The organism is Nocardioides montaniterrae, from assembly GCF_054782655.1.
In genome coordinates, this window is sequence record NZ_BAAGSB010000011.1 from 72,867 (window position 1) to 98,153 (window position 25,287).

Here is a 25,287-nt window from a genome sequence, read left to right on the forward strand (position 1 = left end):
AGGCCGTCCCATCGCGCCGGACGGCACCGACACCGCCATCGCCACCACTTCGACTGGAAGGTCGCAGCGCGAGGCCCGGATTCGGACCACTCGGCGTCGAGCTTGTCGTCGGAATGGTCCGGGGCGTCAGCGGGCCAGCTCGAGCAGCGCCACGCACTCGACGTGGCTGGTCATCGGGAAGAGGTCGAAGGCGCGCAGGCTGACGAGGCGATAGCCGTGCTCGGCGAAGATCGCGACGTCGCGCGCGAGGGCGGCGGGGTCGCAGGCGACGTACGCCACGGCACGGGGAGTACGCCGGACGACCTGGTCGATGACCTTGCGCTTGGCCCCCTCACGGGGCGGGTCGAGCACCACGACGTCGTAGTGCTCCTCGCGGTGCTCGTCGCGGATGGACAGGACCGAGGCCACGTCGCCGGGGACGGCCTCGATGCCGGGCACGTTGATCTTCGACAGGTCCGACGCCGCACGGTCGCCCTCGACGGCCAGCACCCGCTCGGGCGAGCCGACCGCGTCGGCGAGGAACGCGCTGAACAGGCCGACGCCGGCGTAGAGGTCCATCGCGGACTCCCCCGGCTGCGGCTTCAGGAGGTCGAGGACGGTGGCGACCAGGACCTCGGGCGCGCCCGGGTGCACCTGCCAGAAGCCGTCGCCGGCGACCTGGAACTCCCGCCCGCGCACGTCGTACGCCGGTCCGGCGGGCGCCTCGAGCAGGCACTCGTCGACCGGGACCACGTCGTGGGAGCGGTGCTTGCGCATGCCGCGACCGCCGTCGGGCAGTGGGACGTAGCGCTGGCGGGTGCGCCACCGGAGGCCGTCGGTGTCGCCCGGAACGGCCTCGACCACGACGTCGAGATCGAGGCCCGCGAGCCGCGAGAGCTGCTCGCGCACGACGGCCGCCTTCAGCGATCGCTGGGCGGGAAGGGCCACGTGCTGGAAGTCGCAGCCACCGCACAGACCGGGGCCGGCGTACCGGCACGGAGCCTCCACCCGGTCGGCGGACGGCTCGAGCACCGAGACGGCGTCCCCGCGCCAGAACCGGTCGCCCTCGGTGCCCTCGGTCAGCTCGACGACGACCCGCTCCCCCGGCAGCGCGTGGCGGACGAAGACCACCCGGGTCTCCTCGGACCCGTCAGCGGCGGTCGACCCGGTCGAGACCCGGGCGACGCAGTGGCCGCCGTGGGCGACCGGACCGACGACGACCTCGAAGCGCCGACCGACGACGGACTCGCCCCGCGCCTGCCGCTCACGGGGGCGGCGCGTGGACCGGCGGGCAGGACGGCGCGTCAACGCCGGGCCCGACCGCTGCGCAGGTCGCCGGGGCGCACGCGACGCTCCTCCTGCTCGGCCCGCTCGAGACCGACCTTGGAGGACTGGAGCTGGTAGGGAACCGAGGTGACCATGACGCCGGGCGTGAAGAGCAGTCGTCCCTTGATCCGCAGCGCGGTCTGGTTGTGCAGCAGGTGCTCCCACCAGCGACCGACGACGTACTCGGGGATGTAGACCGCGATCACGCTGCGCGGGCTCTCGCGGCGGATGGAGCGGACGTAGTCGATGATCGGCTTGACGACCTCGCGGTAGGGCGAGTCGAGCAGCTTGAGCGGGATCCCCATGTTGCGGATCTCCCAGTCCTCCATCAGCCGCTTGGTGTCGTCGGCGTCGACCGAGACGTAGAGGCCCTCGAGCGTGTTGGGCCGGGTCGCCTGTGCGAAGGCCAGCGCACGCAGCGTCGGCTTGTGCAGCTTGGCGACGAGCACGACCGCATGGACCCGGGTCGGCATGACCTTGTCCTGGTCGTCGGCGGCGAGCTCACGGTTGACGTTGTCGTAGTGGCGCTTGATGGCGGCCATCAGCATCCAGAAGAAGGCCATCGCCAGGATCGCGATCCACGCACCGGCGAGGAACTTGGTGATGAGCACGACGACGAACACGGCGGCGGTCATGGTGAGGCCACAGGCGTTGATGATGCGCGAGCGCTGCATCCGCCGTCGTACGGCGGGATCGCTCTCGCTCTTCAGCCCGCGCGTCCAGTGCCGGATCATGCCGAGCTGGCTGAGGTTGAAGGAGACGAAGACGCCCACGATGTAGAGCTGGATCAGCCTGGTCGTCTGCGCCTCGAAGGCCACGATCAGCACGATCGCCATCACGGCCAGGAACAGGATGCCGTTGCTGAACGCGAGCCGGTCACCGCGCGAGCCGAAGGCGCGCGGCATGTAGCCGTCCTGGGCGAGGATCGACCCGAGCACCGGGAAGCCGTTGAACGCGGTGTTCGCTGCCAGCACCAGGATCAGGCCGGTCACCGCGACGATGAAGTAGAAGCCCGGCGGGAAGTCCGAGAACAGCGCCTTGGCGATCTGGGCGATGACGGCGTCCTGCACGGTGCCGTCACCGAGCGGCTTGCCGTTGACCGTCAGGCGGTGCATCTCGTCGGGGTCGACGTAGCGCAGCCCCATCCGCTGGGCCAGCACGATGATCATCATCATCATCGTCACCGCGATCGCGCCGAGCAGCATGAGCGTGGTCGCGGCGTTCTTGCTCTTGGGCTTGCGGAAGGCAGGCACGCCGTTGCTGATCGCCTCGACACCGGTCAGCGCGGCACAGCCGGAGGAGAACGCCCGCATCAGCAGGAAGACCAGGGCGATGCCGCCGAGGTCGCCGGCGCCGCCGTGCGAGGGGACGATGTCGTACTTGGAGCTCTCGACGTGCGGCAGCGTGTGCGTGAACAGCTTGAACAGCCCGAAGGCGCCCATGCCGATGATGCCGGCCATGAAGGCGTACGTCGGGATCGCGAACGCCGTGCCCGCCTCGCGGATGCCGCGCAGGTTCATGGCGGTCAGGACCACCACGAGCCCGACCGCGAGCAGCTCGACGTGGTCGTGCAGCGCCGGCACCAGGGCGCCCGCGTAGTTCGCGCCCGACGAGATCGACACGGCGACCGTCAGCACGTAGTCGACCAGCAGGGCTGCGGCGACCGTGAGGCCGGCGTACGGGCCGAGGTTGACGGTGGCCACCTCGTAGTCGCCACCGCCGGACGGGTAGGCGTGCACGTTCTGGCGGTACGACGCGATGACCGCGAGCATCACGAGCGCGACCATGATCGCGATCTTCCAGCTGAAGGCGTAGGCGCTCAGGCCCGCGACCGAGAGCATGATGAAGACCTCGTCCGGCGCGTACGCCACCGAGGACAGCGCGTCGCTGGCGAACACCGGCAGCGCGATGCGCTTCGGCAGCAAGGTCTCACCCAGCTGAGCGCTGCGGAGCTTGCGGCCGAGCACTACTCGCTTGGAAAGATCGCCGACACCCACGGGCGGCACCCTACGGCACCCCCTACGGCCGCGGATGGCCTAGGTTGAAGCCGTGCACGTCGTGATCATGGGCTGCGGCCGCGTCGGCTCGACGCTCGCGCGCAGCCTCGAGGACCGCAACCACACCGTGGCCATCATCGACACCGAGCCGGACGCGTTCCGCCGCCTCGGTCCCGGCTTCAACGGCGACAAGATCGCCGGGGTCGGGTTCGACCAGGAGGTGCTCGAGAAGGCCGGCATCCGCCGCGCTGACGCCTTCGCCGCCGTGTCGAGCGGCGACAACTCCAACATCATCGCCGCGCGCGTCGCCCGCGAGACGTTCGGGATCTCCTCGGTCGTCGCCCGCATCTACGACCCGGGCCGCGCCGAGGTCTACCAGCGCCTCGGCATCACCACCGTCGCCACGGTCAAGTGGACCGCCGACCAGGTCCTGCGCCGGCTGCTGCCGGCCGGTGCCGAGCCGGACTTCCGGGACCCGTCGGGCACCATCCGGGTCGACCACATCATGGTTCCCGAGCCCTGGATCGGTCAGCTGATGATCGACCTGCAGATCAAGTCCGGCAGCCGCATCGCCTGGATCGACCGGCTCGGCGAGGGCATGCTGCCCACCCGCGAGACCAAGATCCAGGAGGGCGACATGCTGCACCTGGTGATGCGCGAGGCGGACGCTTCCAGCGTGTACGCCGTGCTCGAGAACGGCCCGGAGGACCACTGACATGCGTGTAGCCATCGCCGGAGCCGGCGCCGTCGGCCGCTCCATCGCCCGCGAGCTGATCACCAACGGCCACGACGTCCTGCTCATCGACAAGTCGCCGACCTCGATCCGTCCCGAGCGGGTGCCCGCCGCTGAGTGGCTGCTGGCCGACTCGTGCGAGCTCTCGTCCCTGGAGGAGGCCCACCTCGAGCACTGCGACGTGGTCATCGCCGCCACCGGAGACGACAAGGTCAACCTGGTCACCGCCCTGCTGGCCAAGACCGAGTTCGGCGTCCCGCGCACCGTCGGCCGGGTCAACCACCCGAACAACGAGTGGCTGTTCACCGAGGCCTGGGGCGTCGACGTCAGCGTCTCGACCCCGCGCATCATGTCCGCGCTCGTCGAGGAGGCCGTCAGCGTCGGCGACCTCGTGCGGCTCTTCGAGTTCCGCAAGGGCAACGCCAACCTCGTCGAGATGACGCTGCCCGCGGACTCGCCGTACATCGGCAAGCCCAGCGGCAGCATCCCGCTGCCCGACAACTGTGCGCTCGTGACGATCCTGCGCGACGGCCAGGTCTACGCCCCCACGCCTGACCAACCGGTCGAGTCGGGCGACGAGCTGCTCTTCGTCGTACCGGCCGAGGCCGAGGACGCCCTGGAGAGCCTGCTCGCACCGGGCAGCCACCCCGAGGCTTAGACCTCCAACGGCGTCGCGTTGCGGCCGAGCAGCCAGATCATGGCCGCCCAGCTGCCGATGCGCAGCGCCCAGCCGAGGCCGAGCCGCAGCACCGCGATGATGCTGACGGCGGTGCTGGTGCTGATCGCGCCCTGGTGCCCCATCACCCAGACGGGCCCCTGGAGCGCCACGCCGACCGCGCCGGGCAGCAGCATCACCCAGGTGAGCCGGCTGCAGAGCTTCACGACCTGCGGGTTGGCGTGCCAGCCGACAGGGTCCTCGGTGGCCGCGCCGAGCATGAAGCCGAGCATCGGCCAGCGGACGAGGCAGCTGATGCCCAGGACGATCGAGTAGCCGAGGCTGATCAGGATCCCGGGCAGGAAGTAGGCGAGCGCCTGGTCGTTGGCGTCTCCCCCGCTGCCGGCCGCCATCCGGACGAAGATCCAGCCGATGAAGATGCTGAACAGCGCGTTGAAGACGTACTGCGTCGGACCCTTCTGGACCAGGCGTACGGCGAGCGCGCCGACTGCCATCACCAGGCTCGCGACCAACGCGATCTTGAGGTCCTTGGTCGGCAGCCACACGAGCGTGAACACCAGCCCCGGGATCGCGGCCTCGAGGATCCCGCGGCGGCCACCCAGCGAGTCGGCGAGCTGCTTGCGGACCAGCGCCTCGACGGTGTCCACGCCGACGTGGGGGTGCTCGTGCGCCACCGACTCGTCCGTCACCGCGCGCGCCCTCACAGGTCCGACAGCTTCGTTCGGGCGACCGCGGCCTCAGAGCGACAGGCCGCTGTCATCTGCCGCGTCGAGGCGGCCGCGCGCGCCCTCACAGGAGCTCGTAGCGCGGGTTGTAGATGATCCGCACGCCGTCGTACCGGCCGATCCGCCCCTGCACCTCGATGGAGCAGCCCGGCTCGATGCCGGCGATCCGACGCCGGCCGAGCCACACGACGGTCAGCGCGTCGCTGCCGTCGAAGAGGTCGGCCTCGAGGGCGGGAACGCCGCCGCGAGGGCGCAGCGTCACGGTCCGCAGGGTGCCGCGCAGGCGCACCTGCTCACGGTCGGGAGCCTCGGAGATGCAGATGACGCCGGCGTCGCTGATCGCCTTGCGCAGGTCGCGGGCGTCGATCTCCATGGTGTTGGCCCACTTGCTCAGCGAGCGGAGCACTCCCTTGCGCGGCATGTCAGGACTCGACCTGCTGCAGGCCCTCGGGCAGCTTCAGCTCGAGCGGCTCGCCGACGGGGAGCGCTTGCGCGCCACGGCGTACGGCGGTCTGGGCGAGTGCCTCGTCCCAGGCCTCGATCGCCTCGGGAGCCACGGCGGCGGCGCCGGTGAACGTCGCCCGCAGGAACCAGCGCGAGCCGTTGATGCCGACGACGCGGGCGGTCTGACGGGCCGCGGTGCCGTCGGCCTGCTGGTTGACGACCTCGCAGAGCAGCTCGGTGCCGAACCGGCCCTCCTGCTCGGTCACGTTGCCACCGAGACGGGTGGTCTCGGCGGCGATCTGCGGCAGGATCTCGCTCCACAGGTCGCCGTTGCGGGGCGCCGCGAACGCGCGCAGGTCGACCTCGGCGTCCTCGCCGGCCAGCTGCACACCGCGGACCTCGCCGGTCTGCTCGTCGAAGGCCACCCGCAGGTCGCGGCCGATGAACGGCGCGATCAGCAGGGAGCCGAGGTCGATCCGCTCCACGTCGTCCTCGGGCAGCGCCTCGGCGTCGTAGGGGCCTGCGGCCCGCGTCTCGTCACTCGTCACTTCGTCGTCTCCCGATGGTCCTGGGCCGGCGTGCTGCCGACCCCAGTAGAACCGTAACCGCCCGCACCACGAATGCTGTCCGGAAGGTCGTCGACGGCGACGAAGAGGGCGCGCTCGAACCGCTGGACGACCAGCTGCGCGACCCGGTCACCGCGGTTGAGCGTGATCGCCTCGACCGGGTCGTGGTTGATCAGCAGCACCTTGATCTCGCCGCGATAACCGGCGTCGACGGTGCCGGGCGTGTTCACGATGGAGAGACCGTGCTTGGCGGCCAGCCCGGAGCGGGGGTGGATCAGCGCGACGTACCCCTCGGGCAGCGCGATCGCGATGCCGGTCGGGACCAGCGCACGCTCCCCCGGCGCGATCGTGACGTCGACGGTCGTCACCAGATCGGCGCCGGCGTCGCCGGGATGGGCGTACGCCGGGAGCGGCAGCCCCTGGTCGAGGCGGCGTACGGCGATCTCCAGATCGTGCGGCGGAACAGCTGTGGACGACACGAGACGGAACCCTAACCGTCGGCGCCCACAGCGCGGATGGGAGCATTCTCCCCGTGAGCAGCGCGCCCGGCACCTACCACGAGCGGCTCGGCGTACCGCTCCGCTGGTGGGCCCAGGGAACGATGGCCGTCGCCATCCTCTGGTTGACCATCGTCGTGGCCATCCCGGGTCCGACCGCGTGGATCGCCACCGCCCTCGCATTCGTCCTGATCGGCGCCTGCCTCTGGTGGTACGGCGATGCCCGCGTCATCGTCGCCGACGGCTGGTTCCACGCGGGGCGCGCCAAGATCGAGACGTCGTACGTCGGATCCGTGACGGCTCTCGATGCCCAGCAGACGCGCGACGTGGCCGGCCGCGATGCCGACGTCCGCGCCTTCTTGATGCTGCGGCCCTACCTCAAGCGCGCGGTCAAGGTCGAGATCCTCGACCCGGCCGACCCGACGCCGTACTGGCTGGTCAGCTCGCGCCACGCGGACGCGCTCGCGCAGGCGCTGACCGCCGCCCGTCCGCAGGGCTGACGCTCGACCCGCACCTCGCCGGATGCCATAGGCTCCCGGTATGGGCAAGAAGAACAAGGCAAAGGGCGAGAGCTCCAAGGTCTGGTCCCTGATGGCGCTCGTCGCAGGGCTGGGCGGCGCGACCGTCGCCAAGAAGGGTCTCAACGCCGGTTGGAAGGCCGCGACCGGCAAGCAGCCCCCCGAGAACCCGGCCGATCCCGACGTCCAGATCGCCGAGGCCGTCGCCTGGGCTGCCGCCAGCGGCACGATCGTCGCGCTGGTGAAGATGGTCGCCCAGCGCCGTGCCGCCAACTACTACGTGAAGTCCACCGGTCAGCTGCCGCCGCCGCTGCGCAAGGACGCCTGACCGTCGAAAACGAAGAACCGGGCGAGCCGTGATCGGCTCGCCCGGTTCTGACGTTTTCACGCGCAGTCGCGGCAGATCATCTTCTTCGGATCGGCCAGCTGCGAACGGTGGTGCACCAGGAAGCAGCTCATGCAGGTGAACTCGTCCTCCTGCTTGGGCTTCACCTCGATGGCGAGCTCCTCGTTGGACAGGTCGGCGCCCGGAAGCTCGAAAGCCTCAGCAGCCTCGACCTCGTCCTCGTCGACCTTGCCCGAGTTCTTGTCGTGGCGGCGCGCCTTGAGCTCTTCGATGCTCTCCTCGGACTGCTCGTCCTCGTTCTTGCGCGGTGCGTCGTAATCGGTCGCCATGACAGATCCTCTTCTCCTCAGCTGTGTGGACTGACCCCTCAGCGCGGCAGATTGTGCACCATCTGTGGTTGCACCGCGACACCGGTACCCCAAGCACCGTGTCGCTCCCTGCCGAACAGCGTGTGCGCGCAGGCTATTCCCGGGCGAAGCCGGCCGCGTGAACGGCCTGCAACAGCTCGGCGAATCCGTGAGCGGGACCACAGACGACGAGGTCGCCGCCACCCGCCCCGACGGTGATCTCGAGGCGGGCGCCCGCGAGTCGTGCGATCAGCCCGCCGGCGGCGTGGTCCCACAGGTTGATGCCCTCCTCGACGTACGCGTCGGCGGATCCCTCGGCGAGGTGGCACAGCTCCAGCGCGCACGATCCGTGTCGCCGGATGTCGCGCACCTGCGGCAGCAACCGGGCGACGGCCGCCCCCTGGATCGCGCGCACCTCGGCGCTGTAGGAGAACCCGGTGAGGACCAGCCGCTGGGCCAGCGGCACCGGAGGACGTACGCCGAGCGGCGTGCCCTCGCGCGTGGGCACACCGGTCTCGGTGTCACCGGCGTACAGGCGGCCGTTGGCGACGTCCAGCACGACGCCGGCCACGACCTCGCCGTCGACCTCGGCGGCGATCGAGACGGAGTACTCCCGCAGGCCGTAGAGGAAGTTCACGGTGCCGTCGATCGGGTCGACGATCCAGCGCACGCCCGTCGTGCCCGGGTGGTCGTCGCCCTCCTCGCCCAGGATCGCGTCGTCGGGACGGGCCGCCAGGAGCCGCTCGCGGATCAGCTCCTCGGCCTCACGATCCGCGACGGTCACGACGTCGACGGAGCTGGACTTGGTCGCTGCCACACCGACGCTGCCGGCGTACGACTCGATGAGGGTGCCTGCCTCCCGCGCGACCGCCTCGGCGAGCTCCCGCAGCGCGACCGGCGAGACGCTCATGCGCGCGGGAGGCAGCAGCCGGCGCCGCAGCACTTCTCGGCGACCGCGCGGCCGACGACGAGCTCGCGGAGCGCCGCCACGAAGGAGCGGTGAGTGCCAGGAGTGCCGGCCCTAACGGCGGTGATGCCCAGCCGCTCGGCGGTGGCGAGGGCCTCGGTGTCGAGGTCGTAGACGACCTCCATGTGGTCGGAGACGAAGCCGATCGGCACGATCACGACCGCCTTGACGCCTTCGGCCGCGAGCGCCTCGAGGTGGTCGTTGACGTCGGGCTCGAGCCACGGCGTACGGGGGGAACCGGAGCGGGAGCAGTAGGCGAGGTCGGAGATGTGGGCCCCACCCACCTCCCGCCACACGGCGAAGCTGATCTTCTGCGCGATCTCCTCGTGCTGGGCGACGTACGCCCCGCCGTCGGGTCCGCTCTCGTCGTTCATCGCGGTCGGGATCGAGTGGGTCACCATCACGAGGCGCGCGTCGTGGCGCAGGTCGTCGGGCAGCTGCTCGAGGGCGTCCATCGTGCGCTGCGCGAACGCGTCGACGAAGCCCGGGTGGTCGAAGTACGGGCGGATCTTCTCGAGCACCGGAGCGCCTGGCACCGCCGCGACCGCAGCCTCGATGTTGCCGAGGTACTGCCGGCAGCTCGACCACGACGAGTACGCGCTCGTCGTCACGACCGCCGCGCGCTTGATCCCGTCCGCGGCCATCTGCGCGATGGTGTCGGCCGCGTAGGGCGCCCAGTTGCGGTTGCCCCAGTACACCGGCAGGTGGATGCCGTTGTCGGCCAGGTCGGTCTCGAGGGCCGCGATCAGCGCCCGGTTCTGGTCGTTGATCGGGCTCTTCCCGCCGAACAGGAAGTAGTGCTCCCCCACCTGCTCGAGCCGCTCGCGCGGGATGCCGCGGCCCCGCGTCACGTTCTCCAGGAACGGGACGACGTCCTCGGGACCCTCGGGCCCACCGAAGGACAGCAGCAGGATCGCGTCGTACGGCGGAGCGGCGTTCACGGCTCCATCGTAGGGAGGGCCGAACGCCGCCAGATCACCACCGCCGACCTCACTCACGTGTGAGTGAGGTCGGCGGAGCCATCGCTCTCAGCCGGCAGGCGGAGCCTGCGGACAAGGCTCGAGGTCCGGCACAGCGTCGACGACGTCGGTCGCGCGCTTGATCGTGCGCGCCCAGGCGCCGGGTGCGACATCGGTTCGCTGCTCGAGGAGGACCGAGGTCCGCGGGTCGAAGAACGCGGATTCGTGCCCATAGGTCACCTTGACGGCCGCCCGGCCGAGATCGTCGCGGGAGTCCGCATCCACCGCGACGCCATCGCTGGCCGCCAGCATGCGCAACGTCGCGGCCCGCAGTGCGGGGCTCGCGAGACCCGACCAGAGCAGGTCCTCGGCCGCCCCGAAGTGGTTAGTGGTCCCGCGGTTGTCGCCCGAGGGGCGGCCATCGAGGTACGCCGCCAGCGCAGCCGGTTCCGTCGGCAGCTCGGCGAGCTCTGCGGAGGTCATGTCGTAGTAGCTGTCCGTGGCGGGCGCGGGCGCGGGGAACCTCGCGAGACACGACCGCTGCCCGCGCTGCGGGACCGAGTAGGTCCACGTGGTGCCCTCGGGGGCCGTCCAGGTGTGGGACTCCTTCCGGTAGAAGTGGCCGGCGCCGGTGCGGTTCTCCCCCATCGTCATGAACGCGGCGGTCTCCTCGGTCACCAGGTCGACGTACGCCAGCTGGTGCGGGCCCACCGTCGCCCCCTGATCGCCGGCGGTGACCGCAAGCCCGCGCAGCACGGAGGCCGCGGACGGCGAGGGACCTCCCGGGCTGCCGGCCGGCAGCACCGCACCGGCGACGACGGTCGCCGCGGCAACGGCCAGGCCACCCGCCGCGAGCCAGCGAGAACGCCTCCGCGGATGAACGATCCCGTCGAGAACCGGTTCGCGAGCGGCATCCCACTCGTCGCGGACCGCGTCGCCGGGCCGCAGCGCGACCAGCTTCTCCATGACTTCCAGCTCATTCATCGCACACCTCGGATCTCTCGTGGACGGCCCGCTCGCGCGGCTTCCTCCTGATCGACATCAGCCGCATCGACGGCAGCCATGAGCCGCGCCCGAGCACGGGACAGGCGCACCTCGAACGCACGCTGGTTGCACCCCACGACCTCCGCTGCCTGAGCATTGGTCAGCCCGTCCCAGGCGACGAGCAGGAGGGCCTCGCGGTCCGCCTCGCTGAGGACGGCCAGCGCCCCCAGCATCTGCTCGCGCTCCACCGCCACCTGCTCGGGGCCACCGCTCGGCGCCGCCACCTGGTCGAGCTGGCCAACGATGTCAATGCGCTCGGTCGCGCGCCGGGACCGACGTTGTCGGTCTGAGAGGACGTTCCGCGCCACCACCAACAGCCAGGGCAGCGGGTCCTCCGGCACGTCGGCGAACCGCCGCCACGCGATGAGGAAGGTCTCGGCCACCACGTCCTCGGCCAACGACGGATCAGCCCGCCGGCGTACCGATGCGTAGATCCTCGGCGACAGGTCCTCGAACCAGAGGGAGAACGTGTCGGACGGCTTGCTGCTCACACTCGGTAATGGTGCGGCAGGACGCGTTCTCACACCGGCGGACCGAGAAAGTCCTACCAGCGCCCGTTGTCGATCAGCCCGCGCGAGCCGGGCGCGATCACGTTGAAGAGCCGCATCGACCCCCGCCGGCCCGCCGGGGCCGTCGAGTCCGGGTAGAACGAGATCACCGACACCGCCGCCGGCGAGAGCTCCATCGCGAACAGCGCCTCGAGCTCCGCACCGACCGCGTGCGCGACCAGCGTCTTGATCGGGGTGACGTGGGAGACCACGAGCACCGTGCGGCCGGAGTAGGCCTCCAGGACGCGCTCCAGGCCCGCCAGGACCCGCGCCTGCACGTCACGGAAGCTCTCTCCGCCGGGCGGGGGTACGTCGATGCTGCCGAGCCAGGACTCGAACTCGGTGCCGTACTGCTCAGCGACCTCGCCGAAGGTCAGCCCGTCCCACTCGCCGAACTCCATCTCGGCGAAGCCGGGCTCCTCGACGACCTCCAGCCCGAGAATCGCGGCCGCGATCTCGGCGGACTCGCGGGTACGGCGTACGGGCGAGGCGACCGCGACCGCGATCTGGTCGCCGATCTGACCGAGCCACTCGGCGGCCTCGGCGATCTGGGCGCGCCCCTCCTCGGACAGCGGCGGGTTGTCGCCGCCGAGCCCGCTGGAGAAGCGCTTGCTGGTCGTGTGGGTGGTGACGCCGTGGCGCAGCAGCACCAGCGTGGTCGGCGCACCCAGCACCGCGACGCTCGGCGGGGCGCCGGGCGTCGCCAGCTCCTCAGCCTCGGCCTGGGCTTCGATCTCCTCCTCGAGGGAGGCACCCGGGACGGTGACCCCGTCGCGCAGCCCGTCGAGCGCCTCGTTGGCGAGCCGGTCGGCGTAGGAGTTCTGCTCCCGCGGGATCCAGGAGTACGTCGTCCCGATCGGCGCGAGCGCCAACGCCTCGGCCGCGAGCGGCACCATGGCGGGGTGCTTGATCTTCCAGCGCCCCGACATCTGCTCGACGACGAGCTTGGAGTCCATCCGTACGGCGACCTCGGCCTCGGGAGCGATCGAGGCGGCCAGGCGCAGGCCGGCGATCAGCCCGCGGTACTCGGCCACGTTGTTGGTCGCGATGCCGATGGTGGAGCCGTCCTCGGCCAGCACCTCACCCGTCGACGCGTCCATCAGCACGGCGCCGTACGCCGCCGGCCCGGGGTTGCCCCGCGAGCCCCCGTCGGCCTCGATGACGACCTTCATCGCAGATCGAACCTGCCTTCCGGTGGTCGAGACCTACAGACCGCTCTCGTCGGTGCGGACCAGGATCCGCATGCACTCCTCGCAGCGCACGATCTCGTCGGCGTCCTTCATCCGGATCGCGGAGAGCGCGGCCGGGTCGAGGGTCAGCATGCAGCCGCCGCACTGACGCGCGCGCAGGAGCGCCGCACCGATGCCGGTCTTCTCGCGGATCCGCTCGTAGAGCGCGAGCAGGTCGGCGGGAACCTGCTCGGCGATCGGGCCGCGCTTGCTGGTGGCGACCGAGAGATCGGCCTTGAGGTCGCCGGCACGGTCATCGCGGCTCGCCTCGAGCTCGGCGATCCGGGCATCGATCTCGGCGAGGTCGGAGGTGAGCTTGGCGAGGCCGGTCTGGGCGGTCTCGAGCTGCTCCATGACCTCGAGCTCCTCGTCCTCGAGGACGCTGATCCGACGCTCGAGGGTGGCCATCTCGTGCTGCATGCGCTCGATGTCCTTGGGGTTGCCGATCTGACCGGCGTCGATGCGGTCCTGGTCGCGCTTGCGGCGCGCCTTGACCTGCTCGACGTCGGCATCGGCCTTGGCCTGGACCCCGGCCAGGTCGTCGACGACGATCTGCTGGTCGCGCACCCAGCCGTCGGTCTCGGCACGGCGGGCGGTGAGCTCGGCGAGCTCCGCGGCCTCGGCGGGGTGGGTCAGCTGGTGCCGCAGCTGGTCGACCTGACGGTCGATCTGCTGCAGGTCCAACAAGGTCAGCTGCGCGCTCGGGTCCGCCTTCATGTCGCCATTGTCCAGGGGTCCGTGCTGAGGGCGCTCACCCGGGTCTCGACGTCGTCGCCCAGGACCTCGGCGAGCCGCTCGGCGACCACCGGCAGCCAGGTCGACTCGGCCGCCCAGTGCGCGACGTCGACGAGCGCCGGGCCGCCCTTCTCGACGAACTCCGCCGCCGGGTGGTGGCGCAGGTCGCTGGTCAGGTAGACGTCCGCGTCGCTGCTCGCCATCCGGTCGAGCAGGAAGTCGCCCGCTCCCCCGCACACGGCGACCCGCTTGACGACACGGTCCGGGTCTCCGGCGTACCGGACCCCCTGCGCGGTCGGCGGCAGCGTCGCGGCGACGTGCTCGACGAACGCACCGAGGGTGGTCGCCTCCACGGCCCCGATCCGCCCGGTCCCGGTGCTCACGATGCCGGGGTCGGCCAGCTCGACGACGTCGTACGCCGGCTCCTCGTAGGGATGTGCCGCGAGCATCGCCTGGATGACGGTGGCGCGGAGCCCACGCGGTGCGATCACCTCGACCCGGACCTCCTCGACGGTCTCCAGCTCGCCGACCGTGCCGATCATCGGGTTCGAGCCCTCGAGCGGCCGGAAGCGCCCCTCACCGATGCCGGAGGTGTACGACGCGTAGTCGTAGTCGCCGATCTGACCGGCGCCCGCGTCGCCCATCGCCGCCCGCACCGGCGCGGCCGCGTCGGTCGGGACGAAGACGGTGATCTTGTCCATCGGCGCCACCGGCGTCGAGATGATCGGCTTGAGGTCGGTCAGGCCGAGCGTGTGCGCGAGCGCCTCGGAGACGCCGTACGTCGCCTGGTCGGCGTTGGTGTGTGCCGTCAGCAGTGCGCAGCCGGCGCCCGCCAGGGTCGCGAGCGTGCGGCCCTTCGGCGTGGTCGCGGCGAACCCGTGGACGGGCTTGAGGAAGAGCGGGTGGTGCACGACCAGCAGGTCGGCCTTCCACGCCGCCGCCTCCTGCGCGACCGCGAGCGTCGGGTCGACGGCGAACAGGACCTTCCTGACCGGCTGGTCCGGGTCGCCGTGGACCAGCCCGACGGCGTCCCAGGAATCGGCCGTGGCCGGCGGGTACCAGCCGTGGATCAGGTCGACGACATCCTTGAGCGAAGGCATGCGATCACCCTAGGGCGCGGAAGTCCGGTGGACGCAGAGGGACTCGAACCCCCGACATCCTCCTTGTAAGGGAGGCGCTCTACCAGCTGAGCTATGCGTCCGTGAGCAGCAGCACCCTATCGACGTACGCCGGCTCCGGCCCAACCGGGCGAACGACCCATCGGGTCTCGATACGCCGGTCGCTGCCACTCGCACGCTCGTGGCTGCGCGGCTACTCGACCTCCCACCCTGATCCGCGGCTTCGCAAGCTCAGCCGCGGGGGGTGTGAAAAAACGTCGGGGGTGTGAAAAAACGTCGAACCGCTGGCGTCTCGGGTCACCAGCGGTTCAACAAGGGGAACTTTAGTGGCGAGGCTGGCGGCAACCAACCAAAACCACGGAATTCAGGCAAAAATGACTCGAAGTGACTAGGACCTTGGTCCTAACGGAGGACGCGCAGGGCGCTCAGGCGACCTGGTGGAGCTGTGCGACCAGCTCGTCGAGGTCGCGGGCGGTGCCGATCGGGTTGTGCACGGCCCAGGCGATGCGGCCGTCCTTGCCCACGACATAGGTGGAGCGCAGCGCACAGCCGGCGTCCTGGTCGAAGACGCCGTACGCCTGGGCGACCTCGCCGTGCGGCCAGAAGTCGCTGAGCAGGCCGAAGTTGAGACCGTCGGTGTCGGCGAAGGTGCGCAGCGCGTAGACGGGGTCGCAGGAGATCGCCAGGATCTCGGTGTCGAAGGTCATCAGCTCGTCGAGCCGTTCCCGGATGCTGCCGAGCTCGCCGGTGCAGACCCCTGAGAACGCGAACGGGTAGAAGACCAGCGCCACGGCCTTCTTCCCGGCGTAGGACGACAGGGCGGTGTCCTGTCCGAACTGGTCGCGCAGCGTGAAGTCGGGCGCCACGGTGCCGACCGCGAGGCCGACGGCGGTCTCGCTCACGGGTGCTCGGCCAGCTCGCGCTTGAGGACCTTGCCGGTGGCGTTGCGGGGCAGCTCGTCGAGGAACACGATCTCGCGCGGGACCTTGTAGCGGGCGAGGTTGGCCTTGACCCAGTCCTTGATCTTCTCGTCGGTCACGCCGTCGTGGTCCCGGACCACGAACGCCCGCAGGCGCTTGCCGAAGTCGGGGTCGTCGATGCCGATCGCCGCGCAGTCGGAGACGCCGTCGAGCTGGGCGATGCAGTCCTCGACCTCCTTGGGGAAGACGTTCTCGCCGCCGGAGACGATCATCTCGTCGTCGCGGCCCTCGACGTAGAGCCGCCCGTCCTCGTCGAAGCGCCCGACGTCACCGGAGGACATCAGGCCGGCGATGATCTCCTTGCCGCCGCCTCCGGTGTAGCCCTCGATCTGGAGGTCGTTGCCGACGAAGATGCGGCCGGAGGTGCCGGTCGGCACCTCCTCCCCCTTCTCGTCCAGGATCTTGACGACGGTTCGGATCGGCAGGCGCCCCGCGGTGCCGGGGGCCTCCCGCAGGTCCGTCGGGTCGGCGATGGAGGCCCAGGCGATCTCGGTGGAGCCGTAGGTCGAGTAGAGGTTGTCGCCGAACTGGTCCATCCAGCGCTCGGGCAGGTCGCCGGGCAGCGCGGAGCCGGAGGAGGCCACGGCCTTGAGGTGGGGCAGCGGGTACGCCGCGAGGGTCTCCGCGGGCAGCGCCATGATCCGCTGCAGCATCACGGGGATGACCGCGAACGACTCGCACTCGTTGTCGTGCAGGAGCTTCAGCGCCCCCTCGGGGTCGAACTTGCGCGAGAGCACGAGCGTGGTGCCGAGCAGCATCGAGAGCTGGTAGTGCGCGAAGCCCCAGGTGTGGAACAGCGGTGCCGCGACGTGGCACTTCCAGCCGCTGCGCAGCGGCATGCGGGAGAGCAGGGAGAGCGCGGCAGCGATGCCGCCCTGCGGACGAGGGGCGCCCTTCGGCGTACCGGTGGTGCCGGAGGTGAGGATGATCGTGCGGCCGTGGCCGGACGGCGGCACGAGCTCGTCGTCGCCGTTGGCCGCGATCAGGCCCTCGAGCGTGTCGGGAGTGGCCGCTCCGTCGGTCCAGGCGACGACCCGGTCGGCGAGGTCGGCGCCGGCGAGCAGGCCGTCGAACTCCTCGTCGTGGATCACGACGCGCGGGTTCTCGCGCGCCAGGACGTCGGCGAGCTGGGGGCCGGCGAACGCGGTGTTGAGGTAGAGGACGTCGGCGCCGAGCTTGCTGATCGCGATCGAGGCCTCGATGAAGCCGCGGTGGTTGCGGCACATGACCGCGACTCCGTCACCCTCGGAGACGCCCCGGGCGCGCAGGCCGTGCGCCAACGCGTTGGTACGCCGGTGCACCTCCGCGAACGTCAGCGAGCCGAGCTCGTCGATGATCGCGGTGTCGTTCGGGGAGCGCAGCGCGAGGGTCTTGAAGCCACCCGCGGGGTGCGGGCCCCACTGGTAGAGCGTCTTGCCCATGCCCGCGAGGACCTTGGGCGAATAGAGCTGGACGATGCCCGATTCCGTGAGGATCTTCAGGCTGAGCGCGGCTTCCTTCGCCTTGTCGGTGATGCTGCCCACTGCCAACTCCCGTCGCTGCTCCTGTGGTGACGGGCCGACGCTATCGGACGGCGATCCCGATGTGGGGTCAGCCCACGGTCTTCGGGGCGACCAACCGACTGGCCGACCACTCGCGACTGACCGACGCGGTGGTGGTCTGCGACAGCCCGGCGATGGGCGCGGCCTCCGCGACGTCGGCCGGCTCGACCGCACCGGGTCGCCCGACCTTCGGGGTCATCAGCCAGATGAAGCCGCCTCCGACCAGGTCGGTGAGCGCGTCGACGAGACCGTCGACGAGGTCGCCGTCGTCGTCGCGCCACCAGAGCAGGACGGCGTCGACCACGTTGCCGTGGTCACCGTCGACCATGTCCCCGTCGATAGCGTCCTCGATGGCGACGCGCAGGTCGTCGTCGACGTCCTGGTCCCATCCGAGCTCCTGGACGACGACGCCCTTCTTGAAGCCCATTCGGTCGCCGACCCCGATGGGGGTCGTCCCGCCGGCGGCGGTGGAAGTCACGGTGTTTCCCAGCTCCTCGTTCGTGGTGGCGACGCGGTCGCGCGTCGGTCTTGAGGAGTAGTCCACCCGAGTCGCGCACGTCGCGCAACTACTCGAGCCAGGACGGGACCCCGTCGCGGCCCCGAACGATGGCTACTCGCAGGTAGATTCTCTCCTCTCCATCGGGGTGCAACGATGTGTGACGTGACCCACGACGTGACATCCGGGTCGGCCCCCTCGGTCATCCACGAGGGCCTGCCGACCCAGCTTCCGGACATCGATCCTGACGAGACCCAGGACTGGATCGACTCCTTCGACGCGCTGGTCGACGAGCGCGGCCGCGGCCGTGCTCGCTACCTGATGCTGCGACTCCTCGAGCGCGCGCGCGAGCAGCAGGTCGGCGTACCCGCCCTGCGCAGCACGGACTTCATCAACTCCATCCCGCCCGAGCGCGAGCCGTGGTTCCCCGGCGACGAGGAGACCGAGCGACGCATCCGCGCCTACATCCGCTGGAACGCCGCGGTGATGGTGTCCGACGCGAACCGGCCGGGCTTGGAGGTCGGCGGACACATCGCGACGTACCAGTCCAGCGCGAGCCTGTACGAGGTCGGCTTCAACCACTTCTTCCGCGGCAAGGAGCACGAGGGCGGGGGCGACCAGATCTACATCCAGGGCCACGCCTCCCCCGGCATCTACGCCCGCGCGTTCCTCGAGGGCCGACTCGACGAGCGCCAGCTGCTCGCGTTCCGCCAGGAGGTCCAGCACGGTCCGGGCGCCGGCCTCCCGTCGTACCCGCACCCCCGCCTGATGCCGGACTTCTGGGAGTTCCCGACGGTCTCGATGGGCCTGACCGGCATCAACTCGATCTACCAGGCGCGGTTCAACCGCTACCTCCAGGGACGCGGCATCAAGGACACCTCGCAGCAGCGCGTGTGGGCCTTCCTCGGCGACGGCGAGATGGCCGAGCCCGAGTCGATGGGTGCGATCCGCCAGGCGGCGCGCGAGGAGCTCGACAACCTGGTCTGGGTGGTCAACTGCAACCTGCAGCAGCTGGACGGTCCGGTCACCGGCAACGGCAAGATCATCCAGGAGCTCGAGGCCAACTTCCGTGGCGCGGGCTGGAACGTCATCAAGGTCGTGTGGGGCCGCGAGTGGGACGACCTGCTCGCCCGCGACATCGACGGCGTGCTCGTCAACAAGATGAACTCCACGCCCGACGGCGCCTTCCAGAACTTCTCCGTCGAGAACGGCGCCTACAACCGCGAGCACTTCTTCGGTCCCGACCCGCGCCTGCGGGCGATGGTCGAGCACATGAGCGACCGCCAGATCGAGAAGCTGCCGCGCGGCGGTCACGACTACCGCAAGGTGTACGCCGCCTTCGACGCCGCGACCAAGACCGTCGGCCAGCCGACGGTGATCCTGGCCCACACGGTCAAGGGTTGGACGATCGAGGCGCTGGAGGGCAAGAACGCCACCCACCAGATGAAGAAGCTCAAGCTGCCCGACCTCCTGAAGTTCCGTGACCGGCTCTACCTGCCGATGAGCGACAAGGAGCTCACCGAGCGCTACGAGTCCGACCACACGGCGCCCTTCTTCCACCCCGGCGAGAAGCACCCCGACATCGAGTACATGCTCGAGCGCCGCCGCCAGCTCGGCGGCTCGCTCCCCCAGCGCCGCGTCTCCCCCAAGCCGCTCAAGCTGCCCGGCGACGCGGTCTACTCCGAGCTCAAGAAGGGCGCGGGCAAGAACAAGGTCGCCACCACCATGGCGACCGTCCGCCTGCTCAAGGACTGGATGAAGGACCCCGAGATCGGTGCGCGCATCGTGCCGATCGCGCCGGACGAGTTCCGCACCTTCGGCATGGACTCGATGTTCGCGACCGCGAAGATCTACAACCCGGCCGGCCAGACCTACGAGTCGGTCGACCGCGCCCAGCTGCTCAAGTGGGTCGAGTCCGAGCACGGCCAGCTGATCCACGAGGGCATCAGCGAAGCAGGGGCGATGGCGTCGGCGACGGCCGCCGGTTCGGCGTACGCCACGCACGGCGAGCCGATGATCCCGTTCTACATCTTCTACTCGATGTTCGGCTTCCAGCGCACGGGCGACTCGATCTGGGCGATGGCCGACCAGATGGCGCGCGGCTTCCTCATCGGCGCCACCGCGGGTCGCACGACGCTGACCGGCGAGGGCCTGCAGCACGCCGACGGTCACTCACCGCTGCTCGCGGCCACCAACCCGGCGGTCGTGCACTACGACCCGGCGTTCAGCTACGAGGTCGCGCACATCATGCGGTCCGGCCTCCACCGGATGTACGCCGCCGCACCCGGCCGCCCCCACGGCGAGGACGTCATCTACTACCTGACCGTCTACAACGAGCCGGTCGCGCAGCCCGCCGAGCCGCAGGACCTCGACGTCGACGGCCTGCTGCGCGGGATGTACCGCACCACCAGGTCCGAGGTCGCGGGCCCGAAGGTCCAGCTGCTCGCCTCCGGCGTCGGGTACCCCTGGATCGAGCGGGCAGCCCAGCTGCTCGCCGACGACTGGGGTGTCTCCGCCGACCTCTGGTCGGTGACGTCCTGGAACGAGCTGGCGCGCGACGCCATCGCTGCCGAGCGCTGGAGCCTGCTCAACCCGGGCGAGTCCGCGCGTACGCCGTACCTGTCGACCGTGCTCGCCGACGTGGAGGGCCCGGTCGTCGCGGTCTCCGACTTCATGTCGGCGGTCCCGCTCCAGATCGCGCGTTGGGTGCCGGCCGACTACCGCGTCCTCGGCACCGACGGGTTCGGCTTCGCCGACACCCGCGCAGCCGCGCGGCGGTTCTTCCACGTGGACGCCGAGTCCGTGGTCGTGCAGGCGCTGCAAGCGCTCGCCGATAGCGGTGAGATCGCCCCGGAACGCGTCAAGGAGGCGGCCGACCGCTACCGGATCGGTGACCCGACGGCCGTCAGGGGCGTCGTGCAGGAGGGCGGCGACGCCTGAGCGGCCGCATCCACCGCATCGCGCTTGGCGCCGTCGATGAGCAGGCGGCGCCAGCGCGACCGGGAGTAGGTCGCCGGCTTGGTACGGCGTACCCAGTCGACGACCAGCTCGGCGAACTCCTCGGGGTGGTCCTTGTGCGGGAAGTGCCCGGCGCGGTCGTAGATCGTGATCTCCGCACGGGGCGCGATCTCGGCTGCCTCGAGGGCGTGCTTGACGGGGATGACGCGGTCGTCGCGGCCCCAGACGATGTGCAGCGGCAGCTGCTGGGTCAGGTACGCCCGGTCGCGCATCGACTGCACCTGACCGCGCCAGTCGATCGCGGCGCGCACCAGGTGCGCGAGCGCTCGACGGCCCCGCGGGTCCGACCAGGACTCGAGGATGTCCGCCACCTCGGCGAGGTCACGGGTGTGGCTCAGCCCGGTCGCGCGCAGCGCCCGCAGGGTGCGCTGCTCGAGCTGGCGCAGGCCCGGCATCGTGAGGGCACCCGCCACGTAGGTCCAGCCCGGGAAGCTGATCGCACGGATGAAGGCCGTCACCTCCCGGCCCAGCCCACCGGCGTCGACCAGCATGAGCCGCTCGGTGCGCTCGGGGAACTGGTAGGCGAACTGCATCGCCACGCCGCCGCCGAAGCTGTGCCCGACCACGGTCGCCTTGTCGATCCCCAGGATGGTCAGCAGGTCACGCATCCCGTTGGCATAGCCGGCGACCGTGTAGTCGGCGCGCGGCTTGTCCGACGCCCCGTGACCCAGGAAGTCCGGTGCGACCACGGTGAACTCCTGCGCCAGCCGGTCGATGACCGGCGCCCACGTGCGGTGGTCGCACGCCAGGCCGTGCAGGAGCAGCAGCGCGGGTCCCTTGCCCTGCTTCACGTAGGCACGGCGGTGACCGTGCACCGTCACGTAGGCGACATCGTCCATGTGAGGAGTCAACCAGCGCCTTGTTTCAGGCGTGCAACGGCTCGGGCATAGTCTGCGGCCCATGAGCGATCAACCCACGGACGACCGCCTGGCGGCGCTGATCGGGGAAGTGGTGGGTCGGCCCGCCGACGAGATCGGACCGGGCCAGGTGCTCGGCGAGATCGGCGTGGACTCACTGGCAATGATCGAGGTGCTGCTCGGGATCGAGCAAGCGTTCGCCGTGCGCGTCGAGGACGACGATGTCGCGGCGCTCTCGACGTACGACGCCCTCGCGGCGTACGTCGGGCAGCGGGTGGCTCAGACGACCTGATGCAGCCAGCGGACCGGCGCGCCCTCACCGGCGTGCCGGAACGTCTCGAGCTCGTCGTCCCACGGCTTGCCGAGGAGCTTGTCGATCTCGTTCTCGATGGTCGTCTCGCCGAGCGCGGCGCGCACGCTCGCGGCCTTGAGCCGGTCCTCGGGGATCATGATGTCGCCGTGGATGCCGGTCACGGCGTGGAAGACACCGAGGTCGGGCGTGTAGGAGTAGCGGGCGCCCTCGGTGGAGGACGTCGGGTCCTCGGTCACCTCGAAGCGCACGTGGTTCCACCCGCGAAGGGCGGAGGCCATCGACGCGGCAGAACCGGCGGGGCCGCTCCAGGAGAACTCGGTCCGGAAGGTGCCGGCCTGAGCGGGCTGAGGGGTCCAGTCGGGGTTGACGGCAACGCCGAGCACGCCGCCCACGGCCCACTCGATGTGGGGGCACAACGCAGACGGCGCCGAGTGGACGTAGAACACACCCCTGGTCGCACTGTTCTGGGTCACCACGGTTCTCCTCGATCTGCCTTCCATCCGGCGCGAGTTACGCCTTCCCCAGCGGTCTCATCACGGTTGGTCGGTCGATCAGGAATCCAGTGACTCCTGTGTAGTTGTGTGTCCCATTGTGGCCCATGAGCAGGCCGAAAACCAGTCTTTAGGCGTTCGACGCGTCGAGTGTCATCAGCTCGTCGAGCACAGCCGTCGCAATGCCCAGGCCACCAAGGTGGGATTCGCCGGCGATCACCGACATCGTGGCGTCCGGCAGGCGCTCCACGACGTGGGCTCCGTGCGCGAACGGGACGATGTGGTCGGCGTCGCCGTGCCACCAGCGCACCGGCACCTGTACGTCGGCCAGCTCGAACCCCCAGTGCCGCGTGAACAGCACCAGGTCGGCCAGCGGTGCGGAGGTCTGGAACCTGCTCCCGTTGAGCAGGTCGTCGAGGAACATCGCCTTGAACTCCGGGCGCGCGAGCAGCTGCTTGTCGCCGCGCGGCTGGACCGCGGCGTACAGGTCGAGAGCGGGGCCGGCCAGCGGCTTGACCAGCTTGATCGCAGTCGTCAACGCCGCGCCGGCGGGGATCCTCGCGGCCGCGAGCACGGGTGCACAGGCGACAGCGAGCTGGATCAGGCCACCCTCCGCGGCGTCCGGTCCTCGCGTGGGGGCCACACCACCGAGCACGCCCACCCCGACGACCCGGTCAGGCAGACCGGCACCGGCAGCCAACGCGTAGGGGCCGCCACCCGACAGCCCGATCACGCGGACCTCCCCGATGCCCAGGGCGTCGAGCATGACCTCGAGGTCACCGGTCCAGTCGAGGATGTCGTCGTACAGGTGCGCGGTGGAGTTGCCGATGCCGGGCCGATCGACGCCGACCAGCCGCAAGCCGTGCTCAGCGGCGTACGCACGTGCCTCGACCGGGATCTGACGGCGACCGCCGGGTGTACCATGCATCCACACGACCGCCTCACCGTGCGCACTGCCGTACTCGGCGAAGCTCAGGCGTCGCCCTCCGCGGACGGCGACGTTTCCTTCCAGCACGGGGCGATCAAGCATGGGCAGAGTCTGGCACGCGCCATGCCCGCGCTTGTCGGGGACCGCCCCCGCCGTGGCCTAGGCTTCGACCATGGAGAACACCGGTGACGACGCCACCCTGGTGGCGCCCCGCCTCCCGCGGCCACGTCTTCGATCACGCCTGTGGCGCTGGGTGCCTGCCGTCGCGGCCGTCGCACTCCTGATCGCGTGGGTGAGCTGGTACGTCTCCACCCCCGAGTCGCTGCCGAGCGACGACATCGAGGTGACGGCATCCGGCATCGTCGGCAAGCCGTTGTATGTCGGCATGTTCGTGGCACCCGCCGGCTTCGACCGGGCCATCCACATGTCCGGCGTCAAGGTCGACGTGCGAGCGTCCTCCAAGCTGAAGATCACTCCCCTGCTCTGCCGGCACGGCTCGTTCCAGGTCACCACCGACACCCAGCAGTTCTGCCCGAGCCTCGACGACCCGGCGGGTCAGCGGCTCAGCGCCGGTGACTCGATCGTGCTGAAGATCGAGAGCCCCAGCTCGGTCATCGCCGACATCAGCCGGATCCGCATCGGCTTCCAGGAGGGACTCCGGTGGGGAACCGAGCCCGCTGGGCACGCGGGTGCTGAGGTCTCCCTCGTCAATCACACCCAGCAGTAGGTCCCGGGGTCGAGCCTCAGCCGAGCTGCTTCTCCAGGGCTGCTGCTCGATCGGCGGCGTCGGTGATCTCGTCGCCGTCGATCGCCTCGCACTTGTGGAACCAGAGCAACGCGTCCTGCAGGCGGCCGGCGTGCTCGAGCGTGTCCGCGTACGCGTAGCGCAGCCGCAACACCCAGGCATCACGGCTCTTGCTGTTGATGGGCGCGAGCTCCAGCGTGCGTAGCGCGGCGTCGACCTGACCGAGGTCGCGACGAGCGCCGGCCTCGACGATCGTCATCTCCGCCTTCGACTCCGCCGGGAAGTTCGCGACGGAGGGGCTCTTGGCCAGCTCCAGGGCGCGCTTGGCGTTGCCGAGCGCACGGTGGCAGTCGGCCATGATCGGGAGGTACGCCGTCGCACCGTTCATCCGCTTCGCCGCACGCAGCTCGGCGAGCGCCTCGGCGTAATGACCGGCAGCGTAAGCCGTCTCACCGACGGCCTCACGCACGACCGCGAGCCGGGGCGCGCGAGCGCGTGCCGCCAGCGTGTGCTTGTACGCCGTCTCCGGGTCCTCGTCGATGAGCTCGCCTGCCGCGGCCAGATGACGCGCGACCCGCAGCCCCAGCTTCTCCGGGATGCTGCGCAGCTGCGCACGGATCTGCGGGTCGAGCTCCTGACCGGTGATCTCCTCGGGCAGCGGCGGGCCGTCGTACTCGGCCTGGTCAGTGGTCCGCGGCGCGCGCTCCGCCTCGCGGCGAGCACCCGCGCTCGAGGGGCCACGGCGCTGGACGGGCTTGCTGTCGCGGCGATCGTCGCGCTTGAAGCCGGGCTTGCCGTCGCGACGGTCCTCACGCTTGGCGCCGGGCTTGCCGTCGCGGCTGAAGCCGTCCTTGGAGCCCTGACCGCGACGCGAGTCGCTGCCTCGGGAATCGCTGCCTCGAGAGGAACCGCCGGTACGTCCGGCACCAGACCTGGGCCCACCACCTCCGGAGGAGGGCTTGCGGGGGCCGCTGCTACGTCCACGGTCCTGCGACACGGTTCTCTCTCTTCTGTTGGAACGACACAAAAACAACGCAGGGGCCACCCTATCGGATGGCCCCTGCGGCAATATTTGTCCGGCGGCGTCCTACTCTCCCACACCGTCTCCAGTGCAGTACCATCGGCGCTGGCAGGCTTAACTTCCGGGTTCGGGATGGGACCGGG

At 70.4% G+C, this 25,287-nt stretch carries 28 protein-coding genes, 1 tRNA gene and 1 rRNA gene; 7 read left to right on the plus strand and 23 right to left on the minus strand.

All coding sequences use genetic code 11. From position 1 onward, the window contains the following. Positions 1–126 precede the first annotated feature (126 nt). Positions 127–1,287 carry a class I SAM-dependent RNA methyltransferase gene (locus ACYVJ3_RS14315; protein ID WP_460853717.1) on the minus strand — a complete coding sequence of 387 codons (1,161 nt, stop codon included), beginning with the start codon at positions 1,285–1,287 and terminating at the stop codon, positions 127–129. After that, on the minus strand, positions 1,284–3,302 hold the full coding sequence (locus ACYVJ3_RS14320) for an APC family permease (protein ID WP_460853718.1): 2,019 nt from the start codon (positions 3,300–3,302) through the stop codon (positions 1,284–1,286). The genes ACYVJ3_RS14315 and ACYVJ3_RS14320 overlap by 4 nt, the downstream gene beginning before the upstream one ends. Before the next feature lie 52 nt (positions 3,303–3,354). On the opposite strand from ACYVJ3_RS14320, the gene ACYVJ3_RS14325 reads away from it, so the two are divergent. Continuing rightward, positions 3,355–4,017, plus strand: coding sequence for a potassium channel family protein (locus ACYVJ3_RS14325; RefSeq protein ID WP_460853719.1), 663 nt, complete (start codon positions 3,355–3,357; stop codon positions 4,015–4,017). Between the two features lies 1 nt (position 4,018). Continuing rightward, the gene (locus tag ACYVJ3_RS14330; RefSeq protein ID WP_460853721.1) at positions 4,019–4,693 is read left to right on the plus strand and encodes a potassium channel family protein; all 675 of its coding nucleotides are present in this window, start codon (positions 4,019–4,021) and stop codon (positions 4,691–4,693) included. Here the strand turns inward: ACYVJ3_RS14330 and ACYVJ3_RS14335 are convergent. The 4 genes from ACYVJ3_RS14335 to dut form a co-directional block, all read right to left on the minus strand. Continuing rightward, complete coding sequence (locus ACYVJ3_RS14335) at positions 4,690–5,400, minus strand: DUF3159 domain-containing protein (protein WP_460853722.1); 711 nt, start codon at positions 5,398–5,400, stop codon at positions 4,690–4,692. The two genes, ACYVJ3_RS14330 and ACYVJ3_RS14335, sit on opposite strands and share 4 nt — an antisense overlap. A gap of 100 nt (positions 5,401–5,500) precedes the next feature. Beyond that, positions 5,501–5,857 carry an OB-fold nucleic acid binding domain-containing protein gene (locus ACYVJ3_RS14340; protein ID WP_460853723.1) on the minus strand — a complete coding sequence of 119 codons (357 nt, stop codon included), beginning with the start codon at positions 5,855–5,857 and terminating at the stop codon, positions 5,501–5,503. A 1-nt stretch (position 5,858) separates the two neighbouring features. Beyond that, positions 5,859–6,428, minus strand: coding sequence for a DUF3710 domain-containing protein (locus ACYVJ3_RS14345; RefSeq protein ID WP_460853724.1), 570 nt, complete (start codon positions 6,426–6,428; stop codon positions 5,859–5,861). Continuing rightward, positions 6,425–6,925 carry a dUTP diphosphatase gene (gene dut / locus ACYVJ3_RS14350; protein ID WP_460853725.1) on the minus strand — a complete coding sequence of 167 codons (501 nt, stop codon included), beginning with the start codon at positions 6,923–6,925 and terminating at the stop codon, positions 6,425–6,427. The genes ACYVJ3_RS14345 and dut overlap by 4 nt, the downstream gene beginning before the upstream one ends. Positions 6,926–6,978: 53 nt before the next feature. Between dut and ACYVJ3_RS14355 the strand changes: the two genes are divergently transcribed. Both ACYVJ3_RS14355 and ACYVJ3_RS14360 read left to right on the plus strand, forming a co-directional pair. Then, positions 6,979–7,443 carry a DUF3093 domain-containing protein gene (locus tag ACYVJ3_RS14355; protein ID WP_460853726.1) on the plus strand — a complete coding sequence of 155 codons (465 nt, stop codon included), beginning with the start codon at positions 6,979–6,981 and terminating at the stop codon, positions 7,441–7,443. A gap of 40 nt (positions 7,444–7,483) precedes the next feature. Further along, on the plus strand, positions 7,484–7,789 hold the full coding sequence (locus ACYVJ3_RS14360; protein WP_460853727.1) for a DUF4235 domain-containing protein: 306 nt from the start codon (positions 7,484–7,486) through the stop codon (positions 7,787–7,789). A 56-nt stretch (positions 7,790–7,845) separates the two neighbouring features. Here ACYVJ3_RS14360 and ACYVJ3_RS14365 read toward each other — a convergent pair whose 3' ends face one another. From ACYVJ3_RS14365 to ACYVJ3_RS14420, 12 genes are all read right to left on the minus strand, one after another. Beyond that, positions 7,846–8,136, minus strand: coding sequence for a DUF4193 domain-containing protein (locus tag ACYVJ3_RS14365; protein ID WP_460853728.1), 291 nt, complete (start codon positions 8,134–8,136; stop codon positions 7,846–7,848). Between the two features lie 133 nt (positions 8,137–8,269). Further along, entirely contained in the window at positions 8,270–9,064 is a 795-nt protein-coding gene (locus tag ACYVJ3_RS14370; protein WP_460853729.1) for an inositol monophosphatase family protein, read from the minus strand. Continuing rightward, positions 9,061–10,062, minus strand: a complete 1,002-nt coding sequence (locus ACYVJ3_RS14375) for a ferrochelatase (RefSeq protein ID WP_460853730.1) — start codon at positions 10,060–10,062, stop codon at positions 9,061–9,063. The genes ACYVJ3_RS14370 and ACYVJ3_RS14375 overlap by 4 nt, the downstream gene beginning before the upstream one ends. Positions 10,063–10,149: 87 nt before the next feature. After that, positions 10,150–11,064 carry a CU044_5270 family protein gene (locus ACYVJ3_RS14380; RefSeq protein WP_460853731.1) on the minus strand — a complete coding sequence of 305 codons (915 nt, stop codon included), beginning with the start codon at positions 11,062–11,064 and terminating at the stop codon, positions 10,150–10,152. Then, complete coding sequence (locus ACYVJ3_RS14385; protein WP_460853732.1) at positions 11,061–11,615, minus strand: RNA polymerase sigma factor; 555 nt, start codon at positions 11,613–11,615, stop codon at positions 11,061–11,063. The genes ACYVJ3_RS14380 and ACYVJ3_RS14385 overlap by 4 nt, the downstream gene beginning before the upstream one ends. Before the next feature lie 53 nt (positions 11,616–11,668). Then, entirely contained in the window at positions 11,669–12,844 is a 1,176-nt protein-coding gene (locus ACYVJ3_RS14390) for a bifunctional RNase H/acid phosphatase (RefSeq protein WP_460853733.1), read from the minus strand. Between the two features lie 33 nt (positions 12,845–12,877). Continuing rightward, the gene (locus ACYVJ3_RS14395) at positions 12,878–13,618 is read right to left on the minus strand and encodes a zinc ribbon domain-containing protein (protein WP_460853734.1); all 741 of its coding nucleotides are present in this window, start codon (positions 13,616–13,618) and stop codon (positions 12,878–12,880) included. After that, positions 13,615–14,736, minus strand: coding sequence for a Nif3-like dinuclear metal center hexameric protein (locus ACYVJ3_RS14400; protein ID WP_460853735.1), 1,122 nt, complete (start codon positions 14,734–14,736; stop codon positions 13,615–13,617). Before ACYVJ3_RS14400 ends, ACYVJ3_RS14395 begins: the two co-directional genes overlap by 4 nt. Before the next feature lie 28 nt (positions 14,737–14,764). Then, positions 14,765–14,837 (minus strand) — tRNA-Val (locus tag ACYVJ3_RS14405). A 342-nt stretch (positions 14,838–15,179) separates the two neighbouring features. After that, positions 15,180–15,656, minus strand: coding sequence for a peroxiredoxin (locus ACYVJ3_RS14410; RefSeq protein ID WP_460853736.1), 477 nt, complete (start codon positions 15,654–15,656; stop codon positions 15,180–15,182). Beyond that, the gene (locus ACYVJ3_RS14415; protein ID WP_460853739.1) at positions 15,653–17,257 is read right to left on the minus strand and encodes an AMP-binding protein; all 1,605 of its coding nucleotides are present in this window, start codon (positions 17,255–17,257) and stop codon (positions 15,653–15,655) included. Before ACYVJ3_RS14415 ends, ACYVJ3_RS14410 begins: the two co-directional genes overlap by 4 nt. Before the next feature lie 67 nt (positions 17,258–17,324). Beyond that, positions 17,325–17,702 carry a DUF3052 domain-containing protein gene (locus tag ACYVJ3_RS14420; protein ID WP_460853749.1) on the minus strand — a complete coding sequence of 126 codons (378 nt, stop codon included), beginning with the start codon at positions 17,700–17,702 and terminating at the stop codon, positions 17,325–17,327. Positions 17,703–17,936: 234 nt separating this feature from the next. On the opposite strand from ACYVJ3_RS14420, the gene aceE reads away from it, so the two are divergent. Next, the gene (gene aceE / locus ACYVJ3_RS14425; RefSeq protein ID WP_460853741.1) at positions 17,937–20,711 is read left to right on the plus strand and encodes a pyruvate dehydrogenase (acetyl-transferring), homodimeric type; all 2,775 of its coding nucleotides are present in this window, start codon (positions 17,937–17,939) and stop codon (positions 20,709–20,711) included. Here the strand turns inward: aceE and ACYVJ3_RS14430 are convergent. Further along, entirely contained in the window at positions 20,651–21,628 is a 978-nt protein-coding gene (locus ACYVJ3_RS14430) for an alpha/beta fold hydrolase (RefSeq protein WP_460853742.1), read from the minus strand. The two genes, aceE and ACYVJ3_RS14430, sit on opposite strands and share 61 nt — an antisense overlap. Positions 21,629–21,689: 61 nt before the next feature. On the opposite strand from ACYVJ3_RS14430, the gene ACYVJ3_RS14435 reads away from it, so the two are divergent. Continuing rightward, positions 21,690–21,938, plus strand: a complete 249-nt coding sequence (locus ACYVJ3_RS14435; protein ID WP_460853743.1) for an acyl carrier protein — start codon at positions 21,690–21,692, stop codon at positions 21,936–21,938. On the opposite strand, the gene ACYVJ3_RS14440 is transcribed toward ACYVJ3_RS14435, so the two are convergent. Continuing rightward, positions 21,926–22,459 (minus strand): DUF3145 domain-containing protein, encoded by a 534-nt coding sequence (locus ACYVJ3_RS14440; protein WP_460853744.1) that lies wholly within the window; start codon positions 22,457–22,459, stop codon positions 21,926–21,928. The genes ACYVJ3_RS14435 and ACYVJ3_RS14440 overlap by 13 nt on opposite strands. 121 nt (positions 22,460–22,580) lie before the next feature. Continuing rightward, positions 22,581–23,480 carry an alpha/beta fold hydrolase gene (locus tag ACYVJ3_RS14445; RefSeq protein ID WP_460853745.1) on the minus strand — a complete coding sequence of 300 codons (900 nt, stop codon included), beginning with the start codon at positions 23,478–23,480 and terminating at the stop codon, positions 22,581–22,583. A gap of 70 nt (positions 23,481–23,550) precedes the next feature. Between ACYVJ3_RS14445 and ACYVJ3_RS14450 the strand changes: the two genes are divergently transcribed. Next, positions 23,551–24,105 carry a hypothetical protein gene (locus ACYVJ3_RS14450; protein WP_460853746.1) on the plus strand — a complete coding sequence of 185 codons (555 nt, stop codon included), beginning with the start codon at positions 23,551–23,553 and terminating at the stop codon, positions 24,103–24,105. Positions 24,106–24,121: 16 nt separating this feature from the next. Here ACYVJ3_RS14450 and ACYVJ3_RS14455 read toward each other — a convergent pair whose 3' ends face one another. Together ACYVJ3_RS14455 and rrf are read right to left on the minus strand one after the other, a co-directional pair. Then, complete coding sequence (locus ACYVJ3_RS14455) at positions 24,122–25,120, minus strand: tetratricopeptide repeat protein (protein ID WP_460853747.1); 999 nt, start codon at positions 25,118–25,120, stop codon at positions 24,122–24,124. Between the two features lie 77 nt (positions 25,121–25,197). After that, positions 25,198–25,287, minus strand: a 5S ribosomal RNA gene (rrf, locus tag ACYVJ3_RS14460); the annotation flags it as partial.